Here is a 12,695-nt window from a genome sequence, read left to right as displayed (position 1 = left end):
GACCGTGGTAATCTTTGACATGACCGCCTCCCATTAAGGATTGTTGCGATCCCACCTTGGCACAGCGATGCCGTCGGGGGGCGGTTACAGCATCAGAGTCGGTCTATGGTAGACGCTGGCTCCTGACAGTGTGGGTGATTGATCCAAAATTCGAGATTTTGGGTTGCGGTCTTCTCGACGCTCCGCCCCTTGTCCTTCCTTTTTTGAATTAGATCACAGACACGAGGTGCCGTTTTTGAGCCTTCTTCTTGCTTGGGAGCAAGTAAACCCAGTTGTATCTGGGCCAACGTGTCATCTCGCCACTTCTTGGCGTCCTTGAGGCTTGTGAATGTCTTGCTTATATTGATTGGACCACCGTCGGTCCTGCGACGGATTTGCGCGCAGTATCTCGGGAGGCCGTCTTTCGGAGCGCGTGCCGAAATGAAGGGTTCGTCCGAACAGTCTTCTACTGTGGGCAAGTTATCCGCTTTGGTCGACACTTGCGTCCGCTTGGTCTGTTTCGGCTTTCGCAAAGAGTCTTTCTTGCTGGTCCCGGAACTTTCGGCAGGTCGCGGCTGGGCGGGCAGTTCTGCGCGGAAGGCAAATGGAGAACCCGCTGCGCGGTCACGCGAGATTTGCTGGAGTATATTTTTGGAGCTAACTTGGGTCGTGTGAGACATGACCGTCCCTTTCTTGTTGATCGTCGAGAACGTGGTGTCACTTCGATCTGGCCGGAAACCGTCCGGATGGGGTAAGTCGAGGCGCAGCCAGAATCAGGTGGGTCGCCTGACCCTGGCGGAGCTCTGGCTCGGACATGATTGGCGGGATGGATGTTGCTACTCGGTAGCAAGCTGTCTTGGAAAACCCACGGAAACCAGGGAAAACCCCCGGGAATCACGAGAAATCCCGTTAGGTGGCTGTCTGCGTATGCGGAGAGTAAGTGTATGAAAGTAAATGCAAAATATGCGTCACGGCTTGCCGTGGCACCCATGATCGATTGGACGGGTTGATCGTAAATAATGCTTTGAAAGCAATTTGTAAGCCGTGACTTGTCTGTACCAAGTACCAAATCCTCTTTAGATTTGGTCTGCGGCTACCCACCGATAGTGATTGCCGCAACGAACGCCTTGGCCTCTCGGCTCTGGTCGAAGATGCGCATGGGCAGATCGGCCTTGGGCATCCAGGCGCGACCGGTTTCCACGGCCAGGGACACCGGAACGGCGGGGAAGACGTTGATGAGAGCGTTTTCGCCATGGTGCGCCTTGATCCGATCAAACATGCCGCGAAGATGTCGTTTGTAGACCGATAGATCGTCTTGCCGCCTCATGATGTCGTTATGAGGGGTCTCCGCGGTAATCGACCAGATGGCGGCATGCTCTCCTAGGACAGAAAAGATCCTGCCGTCATCAATCGTGGCGCTCACACCCAGTTTCAGGGCGACGGGCAACTCCTTCGCACCGAAATGGTCTTGGGTTCGGAATGTGATAGCAGGTTGCTGTGACTGCCATTTCCAGGTCGCCGGTTCCCGATATTTTTGATGAACCGACACCGGCATGATGTCTCCGAGCAGGGTACCGAGTTCAATCAGAAGCGGCTGCGGTGCAAGCGCGAAGACGCTCAGCTGCTGGATTTCCCTCTGTTCGACCCGTTCCTTGACCTTGCGCGCGAACTGCCTGCGTAGGTGCTCGCTTTGCATGGCCCAAAAGGCCGGCTCCCCGTCACGCACCTCGGCGTTGAGCTCGATGTCGATCGTGCGTCTCTCCGCCGGATGCCGGTCAGGCGGCATGGCTGCGAATATCGCCTTGGTGGAGACAAGCGATTCGAGCTGTCCGATATTGGCGGCGAACCGCAGAACGTGTGCCGCGCGGTCGGCATCCATGTCCGTCACGATCTCGATCCGGCTCTCATGTTCCTGCTTCATCGCGATGAGCGTGGCCTCCGGGTAGTCGTCCACATGATCTACATCGATGAGCTTGTGATGGATCGGGCACATCAACATCAGGTTGCTGATGTCCTGTTTCAGCAAAGGGGACCTGACCTTGTCGCCACGCGGGCCGTTTTCGCTGTCGGCCACGATATGGGCGATGAAGCCGAACTTGCCGTCTTCCTTTCCGGCGATAAGGTCGCCGATCAGCAAGCGGTTGCAACCGGCGAATTCACACCGTCCGGCCGCGAGTGTCCAAAGGGAAATCTGCGTCGCCTTCGGGATATAGGAACTGGACAAGGGTCATCCTCCAAATTCAGGCCGCCCTTGGAATGGCGAACGATCTCATATTAGAACGGGTCGGGGTGGTTACCATCTTCATACTTGGCGGACAGTCGAATTCACCCGGGAGGGTCTTACCAATGACAAGGCCTCCGTCGCTTCATCTTGCCAGCATTCCGCATCAGGCGATGTTGACGATGAACTGGCCGCTGCGCGCCGCCAGCTTACCGTTCTTGACGATGAAACATTCAATACTGTGCTGACCGCGATAGAGTGTGCTCTCGGTATGGGTCAGCCCGCCCCGCACGGCTGAATCCAGGTTGAATCCGCCGCGTAGACAATCTGCCACCTCTGCTTCACGCCCGGTGTTCACTACCTGCCAATAAACCTTGAACCGGCCCGTCAGGGTCGTTTCGGCCTTGAAGTTCAGTGAGCTGTGCTTCGGCAATGCAGCGCCGCCACTGATGAAAGGCTGGGGACGAAACCCCTTCTGCGTGAATGTCGCGGTGTCGATGGAGACTCTGCCTTCCGGCTTATGGGGCCAGCGCGGTTTGCGCATATAGGCCGGCGCTAGGATAAGGTTGGCGGCGCGCACAAGCGGCGCTACGTATCCCGATTTCTGGACCGGATTGCGCCGCCCGAGGGCCCGATTGACCAGTGCCGTGCCCATGTGCTCGCTCAGGATGGTTCCCGCGACATCGGCGGTGGCGGCCCGGTGAGCGGACGCGAAATCGGCGCGGGCCTGCGCGAGCCATTCGTGAAATGCGTCCCGCCGCTCCGGATTTTTTTCCCATTTGTCCGCGAAGTTCTCCGCAGGGTCGGCCGGGTTCTCGACCCAGTCAACACCTTCGCGCTGCATGATGTACCTGTCCATGTTGCGGAGGATGGAAAAGAGTGCACCAGAGAGATCATCTTCTTGATTGTAAGCGTGGGCGGAAAGCGTCGTAATCAGGATCGAGATCGGTTTCTCGTCAGTTCGGTCGCTGAACATCATATCACGATGACGCTTGAGGATCTGGATGGTCCCTTGCAGAGGCGTGCGCACGCGGTAGGTTGGCACTTCCTCGACGCTGGCCCGCATCTTGTGGGCCTCGTTCAGGGCACGGGTTCGGAAGGCTTGGCCCATGCGATCCCTGAACCACAGAGCGTAGCCTTTCGGATTGCTGCGCGGCCAGTCTCCCGCAATCCGCTGGAAATCAGGGTGTTCATTATCCGTGATGGCGAGGGCGGTGGCCCCGAGACGGGCAAGGACCGGACCTGCTTCCCTGAGGTATCGCCTCTTCTCGGAATCCGGCACGGCCGGCAGAACGTCCATGTGAAACTGAGCACCGTCGGCGTAGACCAGCGTCCAGCACCGCCGACCGTCATCCGGCTTGCTCATGCCGTGGCGCTTTGCATAGGCCCTGATTTCGACGCCGACCCGCCGCTTGAGCTCCGCCTGGCTCAGGGAGGACTTCTCGTAGCCGAGACGGCAGACCATATCGATGTCGTAGTCTTCCTCGTCCGACGCGGGCTTGATCGCCGTCCCCAAGCGGAATGAGCCCTGCACATAAACGTCAGGATCGCTCTCCCGCACGGTTGACTCCGGCCTGTGCAACCACTCACCAAGCGACTTGTAGCTTCTCTCGGCCTGCTCGTAGCGGCCTGGCGGCACCTGCAGTTCCTCGACAAGGTCTTCGAGCAGATCGTCGAGGGGTCGGGTATTCGGCAGCGTGAACGCCATGCAAATGGCCTCCTTTTAATCAAAGCGACAAATGGTACACGAGATCCCGAGGGTCCTGCGGGGGTGTTTTTGTGGATGGCCGACAATCCTGGCTAGCTATCATCCGCAATCACGCGGAACTCCGCTCCCAGCGAAAAACAATCAGCCCGCGCTCCGAGAAGAAGAGCATCCAGTTGCTGCATGCGACGGACATCTGATCGGTTCATGTCACCATCATCCATCCTTCCTCGAATGCTGTTGAAAACGGAACGGCGCGCCCGCGGCTGGAACACAACCACAGTCGTTTTCATGTTTGAGCCCAACCCATCGAGCATGGCGAGTAACGCGCCTCGGTTTTCCTGCCTTTGACCATTATGCCAGACTGCGTTCTCAAGTACGCCGTCGGCGTTTGCCCCCAACTTCTCTCGCAGCAACCCGCGGTCGATGTGGCGGAGATTCTTGATCGCCTGACCGACGACAACCTCATAGTCGGACACGGACAGCCCGCGGTTGTTTTTGTCAGACCCGCTTCCTTTCACGTGGATCAATGTCAGTTCAGGCGGGTTACTCGCGTCGTCGATATGGATGAAATCGGCCGACTCCATGGCTCCGTCGTCGCACACGAGCCAGCCGGTCTGCGGACCTCGTTCCGCCAGATTTGGCCAGTGCCTTGCAACCATGCCAAAAAGGGATTTGTCTTCGGCATTGCCGGTGTTCTCAACCGCAAACCGTTTGCCGTCCAATGGCTTCTCTTGCCAAAAGTCAGTTTCATCGTGTGCCATCGAAACCCACTGCCAGTCGGAGAACCTGGCGTCTCTGAAGCGGGCTTCGTAGAAATGACCGCGCGAGTACGTATGGCCCGTGTCGAAATAGACCGTGAGGTTTCCTGGGTCCCGGCAGATCGTAAGAATTTCAGGATCCCGGTCATTGTTGTTGAAACCGTCCACCTGCCGAATTTTGAGTCGGATATCTGCGCCTGTGGATTGCTCGAAGTCGTAGGCCAGTCGCCCAAGCCTGTCTGTTGCCCAGTATACGTCAGCCTCAAAGTTTGCGCTTCCGGCGACGGCTGTGACCTCAAACCGAGCTGCATCGCCAAACTGCTGGAGCCATCGAAGTTCGCCCTCATCTGCCTCGCCGTCGCCATCGTGCACCTGTTCGGGTACAATGAACGCGAGGTCGTAGGGCTGCTCAATTCCATCTAGAGTAGAGATCGTCGAGGCGAGAATTGGGAGAGGTTTGTCCGGCCGCGCAGCATCGTTCATGCAGGTGGCCGCTCGGTCGAGAATGATGCCGATGGATCTGGTGAATTCGTTCCAGGACCGGGTGGGGCCAATCCAGATACGGCCTCCCGACGGGCTTGCACCGACGACCGCACCCGTCAAGTCGTCTGATAGCGACATCGTACTGCGGACCGAGCTGAAGTAATAGGTCTGGTCCCCAAGCGGATCGAGGGAGGTCTCCAATTCGAGTCCCGAGAGAATCTTAGAGTCAGGCTTGATTGCGGTTCGACGGTGTGTCCCGCTGAGCCAAAGCGTCCGAACCTCGCTCTCGACAAATGCCTTGTTGATCTGGCTCGAGCTGAGCCGCGTGATGCTCGCAAAGGGTCCGTCGGCGGCTCGTAAGACCTTCTTTGAAACCGAGCTTCGAAGGCCATTGTCGGAGAACAGTAAGGCGTACAGACTTCCGCGTCTGGCGACGATGATCAGCTGATTTAGTGTGTCTGTAATACCTTCACCAACGAACCAACTCGGAACTCTCTTTTCGACATAGTGCGCCAGGGCGATCGTCGTTCCCTCAACTTCGATCCAGGGGTCCAGAACAGTCGGAAATCTAGGCTTTTCCTTGCCTTTCTTCTCAGCATTTTCCTTGGCAAAATCGCGGATCGCAGTGAGCAAATCGCTCGGTCCAATCGCCTGTTCATTTTTTGCACGGTAAAGCGCAACAGACAGGTACGGTGTGCATTGATCGCTGGATATTGCCATTGGGATCTCTCAGCTTGCCGGTCTTGGGTGGATGACCAGTAGGGGTCTAATCAGTTTCTCCGCGCGCTCATGCCTCGATCTCAAATGATTTTGGTAAATTCTGCGGCTGGTAGGCTGGAAGGGTATTTTTCCGCTGGAATACCGACTCGTGGATAAGAGCATTTTCCGGAATCAAGCGCGGTTCGCAGTGCGGCAGATACAATCCGAACATGGCCTTGCGCGCCGGCCACTCTCGCAATTTCACCTCCTTGGGCAGCCACTCGAGGATGCGCCAGGCACCGGTTGCTGATTTATGCAGCTCTGCACCCGCGTAAGGTTCCACGTATTCATGCTCGCTCCCACGTCTCGCCCGCCCTTCTACAAGATGATTGAACATCGACGTACTTATGTTCAACCCATATGCCTTGGCGTGTTGGGTCATCCAACGGAGCGGAAACTTTGACAGCCCGCTTTGAGATTCGGGATACCCCCCACCGATGTCGGAATGGCAGCCCGCGAACCAAACCTGTCGACTGTCCTGCTTTTGAGGCTCCGACGTCGAAAAGCGGTTCGGCCTAAAATCTTGGTCATCTTTCCAGGGCCGCAAACGGAACATCCGGCGGGATTCATCGATAGCGATCGCTTGACGAAAGACTTCAACACTGGGGTTCTGCAGTGTGTAGGGCAACGTCTCCAGGCTAGGGATATAGAAGCGGTCTGGACGTGGCACGATGACCGATGCAACGGTATCCCATACGCCAAGAAATTTGATCGGCATCGTCCGCCCCCCTACGATTCTTCGGAAATGCCAAGCGACAGAAAGATCCTCCCCATCCATAGCGGCGCGCTTGTAGGCGGCAAATGCGTAGCCGACGTAATTCAGCTGATCCGGGCGCAGCAACCCAAGGAGATGAATGAAGCCGGCTAAGATGCGAACGCTGTAGGCGCCGCGGCTAAAGCCGAAAAGAAACACCTGGTCACCTTCACTGTAGTTCTGGGCCAAAAAGCGATACGCGCCTAGGACATCGTCGTCCAATCCATAGCCAGTGGCGAGGCCCAATATGCCTCTTGCGTTTTGGGTAAGTCGTCCCCACGTCTTTCGTTGTCCTAGCGTCCCGACGCCGGGGTCGTAGTACACAACTTGGTCGTCGTCCTTCTCAAGGGTTCGATACAGCTTGAGGACATTTGACATCTTGACGCCAATTTCATTACCCGTCCCGTCACAGCAAATGACAATGTTCTTCGGCATCAAATATCTCCTCTAGCTATGGATAGAGAACCTACCAACGAATGGGAAGGCTCCAACTCAATCGCGCATGACCAGCCGCGATCGCGGAGCTCCGTCAGACCAAAGAGGAGCAGACCGGGCCGGCTGGCGGTGAAAGATTAAGGGTTGGTGAGAGGTTCGGCGGCGCCTGTCATGAAGTGATCCGGATGACTGAAGCAGGTCTTCACAACACAAGGGCAGCGGAGGTTTTCTGACCCACTGTACTGTCGCTGGGTGCTGGACGAATTGTCAGACAATCGATCATATTCTCCGTGGTCCGTGCTCAAAATCGTTCGATCTCATGAACTTCGAACCAACCGTTACGAAGTGCGGAGGCGACGAGAGTATCGGGATCTTCGGAATAGGCGACTAGCGCCAAGCTTTTCTGCGCTCGTGTACAGGTGACGTAGAGGAGGCGCCGCGTGCGCGTGATGCCGCCTTCGGTGCCATCGGCAAGATGCTTGCGGTCAGTGCCCGACAGCGGTTTGGCTTCGAACAGCTTATCGTAAGAAAACAGAAAACCACGCGCGTCGCTATCGTCAAGAATTACCAATACGCGGTCGAATTCAAGGCCCTTTACGCCCTGATGGGTTCCGAAGGGACCACGATCGCTGACATATTCTGCGAAAGGGACCGTTTGGTGGTACGGTGTCTCAAGAAATGCCCGCCAAGCCTCCAGGCTCTCGGGAGATGCCTCCGCGACTGCCTCCTCCTCGTTCGACTCTGCATCTTCACTAGTTGGCTCAGGCGCGGCCGCATCGGCCTTCGGTTCATCAGCGACAAACGGCTGCAGGGCAGCAGGAATTTCGAACAGTCCATGTTCCGCCACGCATTGGAGAACGGTGAGAAAGGTTGCATCTGGGCTTTCGGTGTCGAGGCCCAGCAGCGCGTCTACACCTGCACGAATTGGCTGCAACGGATCGTCGGCTATCGACCTCTCAGCAATCGCTGATCGCTTCAGAAGGGGAGAAGTTGCGCGGAGGTGAGCCATGACCGCGAAGGCATTGTTCGCCTGTGCAGCCGCGACTAGCGGAGCGACGCGTTCGGTAAAAAGCCTTAGGCCCGCCATCTCTCCTGTCCGAAGCCCGGTCGATAGGCGCGAGTCCCGGTCAAGCGCCTGGAACATTTCAAGGAACCCGTACCTTGACGCCGCCATATGGTGTTCGAGCGTGAGCGCCTTCACTCCTGCTTGGTCCCGCCAATCAGGATCGCCGCAAAATTCAGCCATTCGCTCCTGAACCTGCCGCTCGAACGCCGGCTTGTCGGGCGTGCTGCTGGAGGCGACAAACAAGCGAACAAGCCCGACATCGCTATCTTCGCGGGCCACCTGGCTTTGATGATCAATCGGAGCGCGAAGCACATTGCCAAGCGCGATCACGCGCTGAGGTGATCTGTGGTTCAGTCGCTTTACGGGACGGGCCCAATCTTCCGGAACCAGGCGTTCCAGTTCCGGATGACCGTCGAGAAAAATCCTTTGCATCATATCCCCGAACAGGCCCACAGCAAACATGCCCTTGTTCGAAGCTGCGAGTGCGAAAAAGGCCTCGAGTAGGCCCTTGTTTGTGTCCTGACTCTCATCGATGAGCAGGAAGGGATACTTGTTGACGAGGACCGCCTGCATCGATGGTTTGTTTTCAATGAACGCCGCCGTGATCTTCAGGACCTCGGAATGGGACAGCGAGTCTTGGCCGAAATTGTCTCCGTTCGGATTGTAAGTGAACCGCCGGGGAGTTCTAAGCCATTCGAGACGCCGCGTAATAGAGGCAATTGCGCGTTCGCGATCCAGCGCCGCCTTGGTGCCGGCGCGCCCCCTTGCTTGCTTCTCGTGCAGTTCGGCCAGATCGACAGGGAGCGTCGCGAGCAGCCACGCCTGGATGTCGCTATGGTAGGTTCCAATATGCTTCCAGCAGAAACTGTGGATTGTCGAAATCGGAAACACGGGATCCTCACCTACGCGTTCAGCGATTTCATTGGCTGCTGCATTCGTATAGGTGATCACCGCGATCTTCTTACCGCTACGCCTGAAAGCTGTGCCGTGATCTTCGCGGAAAGCATCCAGTGCGTTCTTAAGCGAGCGCGTCTTCCCTGAGCCCGCTCCCGCGTACAGGAAGAAGCTCTGTGGATTGGCGGGGTTCAAGCAGTCTCGTATCTGGGCGTCAGCGCCATCATCGAAGTCCGCCGGCGCAGTCTCAATGTCCGCCATCTGCTTTACCCGTCTTGAGTTCGCTTTCCGCAATATCTTTGCTGACGGCCCGCTCGAACCATTTAAGTCCAGCCGCGATATAGCTCGGTGGTTCCAAGGCCGTGGGGTTCTCAATCATCAGACAATCGAGTGCGAATGCCGCTTTTTCAGCGGTCTTCAACAACTCGAACAGTTCATCCTCAAGATCATCGCCCGAAAGGCCTTGCGCAACGATGGATCTGACCTTGACCGACGTCACAGAGCCCTCGACATTTCCGATAGTGGCGAGGTTCTCCAAGATCAGGGCGTCCTCGAATGTTCGTGGAATGATGATGTCATCGCCCGGACCGAGGGACTTGATTTTCACCGGCTTCTGATAGGCGACGTAGAGCTCGTAGTCCTCTCCTTCGTCCGATACATGCCCTTCGGGCGCGAGCGCGACCAATTCGTCGATCAGCTTCTTCTTGGGATGCCATTCCTTGAGGACAGAGTTAGCGGTACGCTGCTCCTTGCCTTGTTCGGGGCGCGCCGACTTCCAGCGCGTTGCTTCCTTGCCATTCTTGTCTATGATCTTGACTGCCGCAGTAGCGTCGAGGTCGCCGATGATCAGGGTCGCGATTCCAAGAGCATCGATCAGATCCCGAAAACTGTGCACATGGCTGCCGCCGAGCTCAAGCAGCGTGACATATCGACGAGATAGTTCGGGGAAATGATGGCGAATGAAGTGCGGCACAAGGATGCGTTCGGCTTGGCCTTCCACAAATATGACCCCGTCCGCGAAAAACAGGTCGCAGTGCGTCGCCTTGAGGTACCGTTTTACGAAGCGCTTTGTGTCGTCGCCGTCACCAAAAATGTGAGAGAGGTTCGCGACCGTTGTGGTTGGCGTTTCTCCTTTGCTCGCAGCGGCTCGGCGCCGAAAATATCGCAGGCTCGCGAAATCGGCCTCGTGCGCAACATGGCTGGAATGGGTGCTGACGACGAGCTGGGTGCAGTAGCTTTCCTCGGCACCTAGATCGGGATGCTTTCTGAGAAGGTTGTAGGCTTTGTTGATGAAGACCTGCTGGACCTGGGCATGGAGATGGGCTTCAGGCTCCTCGACAAGCACCAAGTGGAGAGGTTGAATCTCGTGTGACACATCCACGCCTTCGAGGAGGCCAGCCTTTTCGACGCGCATCCACTCGTCGCGAAAACCCATCAGCATGAACACCATTGCGATCAGATTCTGATAACCGAGACCCGAATAGTCTTCAGGGAGTTTGAGGGTCTTGGTGCCATCACCGGAAGGATCCGCGACTTGATACTGTACGGAGGAGCCATGTTTCAGCCCATCCGTCGCGCGAAGGAGCGTGGAGAGTTTAAGCTTGGGGTTGTTCATCCCCGGATATCCAAGATCTTCTAACTCTTCAAATGCAGTCGCGAAGCCTGCCTCAAGTCTCGCGTCAAAGCTTCGTTCGGCGGCCTGTATTGCCCCGAGCGCCTCATAATCCTTGTCGGACGGGGTTTTGGATGGGTCGAGATGGCGATCGTAGTAGGAGCGCAACTGGTCGGACAAACGGCGCTTAAAACGACGGCTGGTTGCCTCGCCTTTGTCTTCTCCACCTTCGTTGCCGACCGCATCGGCGAAGTCACGCTGTGCCGCGATCTCGTCGATCTTTATCAGTTTCCTGAAAGGCGGCTGATCGAATGCAAGAGCACTGGCGGGCAGGGTTTGCGGTATAGCCAGACCGTTCTTGCCCGGTGGCGTGACCTCAGCCGGATCAAGCGGATAAGCCGAAAGTTCGATATGCGCTCGCAACCGCCGTTCGAGAAAGTCGGTTAGGTTGCGAGGCCACACCGCTATCTTGATCGCTTCTCCATTCGGGCCGGCAGTTGACGCATCCCGAGCAGCACTTCGCTGCGCGAGATATTCAGCCTTTAGCTTTTCCAAGTCTTTGGCATGATATTTTAGTCGAACGCCGAGCAATCCGCCGGACCAATCCAGCGTTGGCAAAATGTGAACGACGTGCTGAATCTCGCTAAGCGGCACGTCTAGCCAGACGTCCACCGAGGGAAGGAGCGCGTCAAAATCGACTGTCGCCTCGGCATCCGTCTCCCAGTCCTCACCCAACAGGTCAATCTTAGTCCAGTTGGCGATCGTCACGTCACGCAGTGCAAGGCGGTTCGGCGAAAGGAGAAAGATGCGTAGAGCGACCATCGCGGAAGTCTTGCCGCTATTGTTGGCGCCGACCAAAATTGTTGTTTTTTGATCAAAATCTAGATGAGTGGATTTCAGTTTCCGAAAATTTGAGATCTCAATAAATTTGATCCGCATGATGCTGCCTCCTTATTTCAATGTAGCACCAGGAGGCTGATCTATCGACGGTATTTCGCGCCAAGCGGGCGCTTCTTTGCTTTGGATCGATTAGCAGCCATGGCCTGTTCGCACGCCAACGAACGTCCGTTTTGGTCGGCGGCAGGTCGGAGCCAGCCAGTCCAGCACCGGCCCTGAAGCCATCATCGCATCAGGCAGGACAGATGGCAGCTTTGTCCGCTGTCACCAATTACCCGATCGACATGTTGCCGCCAAGATCGAACGTCAGGTTCGACGAAATGAGATGTAGCATTGATCTCCAAGGTGATCGGTTGGGAAGGAGCCAAATGCGCCTGTAAGGTTATACATTGGGCGTATGGATGTGTTGATTGCTTTCCGTGCGGTTTGCGCGCTCGGCAATGGTTGCGCAACGTTCGATGAGGTCGTCAAAGCGCTCAGCGTCTTCAAGCAGGAGGCCGTCGTCGACCATATGCTCGTAGTCGGCCGCGAGCGCGGTCCGAGCCTCTCCGTTTGGGACCAGTTGCAGATTGCCATGAACCGCGGCTTCATAGTCCACGGGCGTTCCGTCGGCCGACTTCTCCGGAAAGAACATGCGCTTGTGCCGCGCCACTGCAGAGGCGAGGGGGCGGTCCAAAATAGCCACATCCGCGATGCCTGCATCGTCGAGGCGTACCAGGTCATGCCAATGGCGCGCGAAGCGCTCCCCGCGGAGCCGTCCCTGTACGCAGAAGACATGGATCGCCGTGGCCTTCTCCCAAAAGGTTCGTTCGGCATGCATCACGCGCGGTGTCGCGGTCGGAAAGGTCACGCCCTCGATCAGCCTGTTCGCGTCGCAGGCGACGTCACGCAGGCTCGCCGGTTCGCCCGTCGACCTCGCGCCGAATTCCAGCATCACGCTAGGGGCGACATAACCGGAGCCAGAAGAGGCGGCCTCGTAATCGATGAAAAGCTTGTCGCCATCTGCCCGCGTCGAGGCTGACAGCCCTTGCGCTGCAATGGCGTCCTGGATCAAGGGCTGTGTTGTTTCGACGACCCATTTCGGCAATCGATTTCGGACCGCTTTCGACCAGCGCTTTTCCTCACTGCG

Annotated in this window: 7 protein-coding genes; all 7 read right to left on the bottom strand. The window is 57.0% G+C overall.

Features of this window, described 5'->3' with window-relative positions; genetic code table 11:
• Positions 1 to 1,072: 1,072 nt before the first annotated feature.
• Complete coding sequence (locus C8N44_RS22110; protein WP_089851238.1) at positions 1,073 to 2,203, bottom strand: SAVED domain-containing protein; 1,131 nt, start codon at positions 2,201 to 2,203, stop codon at positions 1,073 to 1,075.
• Between the two features lie 163 nt (positions 2,204 to 2,366).
• Complete coding sequence (locus C8N44_RS22105) at positions 2,367 to 3,908, bottom strand: nucleotidyltransferase (RefSeq protein ID WP_158274130.1); 1,542 nt, start codon at positions 3,906 to 3,908, stop codon at positions 2,367 to 2,369.
• A gap of 92 nt (positions 3,909 to 4,000) precedes the next feature.
• Positions 4,001 to 5,869: a hypothetical protein gene (locus C8N44_RS22100; protein WP_207543677.1), complete on the bottom strand. Its 1,869-nt coding sequence runs from the start codon at positions 5,867 to 5,869 to the stop codon at positions 4,001 to 4,003.
• Between the two features lie 67 nt (positions 5,870 to 5,936).
• Complete coding sequence (locus C8N44_RS22095; RefSeq protein WP_107978894.1) at positions 5,937 to 7,097, bottom strand: DUF2235 domain-containing protein; 1,161 nt, start codon at positions 7,095 to 7,097, stop codon at positions 5,937 to 5,939.
• A gap of 301 nt (positions 7,098 to 7,398) precedes the next feature.
• On the bottom strand, positions 7,399 to 9,318 hold the full coding sequence (locus C8N44_RS22090; protein WP_089851224.1) for a UvrD-helicase domain-containing protein: 1,920 nt from the start codon (positions 9,316 to 9,318) through the stop codon (positions 7,399 to 7,401).
• Positions 9,305 to 11,608: an AAA family ATPase gene (locus tag C8N44_RS22085; RefSeq protein WP_089851222.1), complete on the bottom strand. Its 2,304-nt coding sequence runs from the start codon at positions 11,606 to 11,608 to the stop codon at positions 9,305 to 9,307. The genes C8N44_RS22090 and C8N44_RS22085 overlap by 14 nt, the downstream gene beginning before the upstream one ends.
• Before the next feature lie 340 nt (positions 11,609 to 11,948).
• A partial coding sequence (locus C8N44_RS22080; protein WP_107978895.1) for a nucleotidyl transferase AbiEii/AbiGii toxin family protein occupies positions 11,949 to 12,695 on the bottom strand: 747 nt, incomplete at its 5' end.

Source organism: Allosediminivita pacifica, assembly GCF_003054175.1.
Taxonomy (GTDB): domain Bacteria; phylum Pseudomonadota; class Alphaproteobacteria; order Rhodobacterales; family Rhodobacteraceae; genus Allosediminivita; species Allosediminivita pacifica.
Note: the sequence above shows the minus strand (reverse complement) of the source record. Positions and strands in the feature narration are given on the sequence as shown.

Bases quoted from the DNA above. Each gene is read 5' to 3' on its own strand.
- C8N44_RS22105 (WP_158274130.1), bottom strand. From the start codon at position 3,908: ATGGCGTTCACGCTGCCGAATACCCGACCCCTCGACGATCTGCTCGAA.
- C8N44_RS22100 (WP_207543677.1), bottom strand. From the start codon at position 5,869: ATGGCAATATCCAGCGATCAATGCACACCGTACCTGTCTGTTGCGCTT.
- C8N44_RS22095 (WP_107978894.1), bottom strand. From the start codon at position 7,097: ATGCCGAAGAACATTGTCATTTGCTGTGACGGGACGGGTAATGAAATT.
- C8N44_RS22090 (WP_089851224.1), bottom strand. From the start codon at position 9,318: ATGGCGGACATTGAGACTGCGCCGGCGGACTTCGATGATGGCGCTGAC.
- C8N44_RS22085 (WP_089851222.1), bottom strand. From the start codon at position 11,608: ATGCGGATCAAATTTATTGAGATCTCAAATTTTCGGAAACTGAAATCC.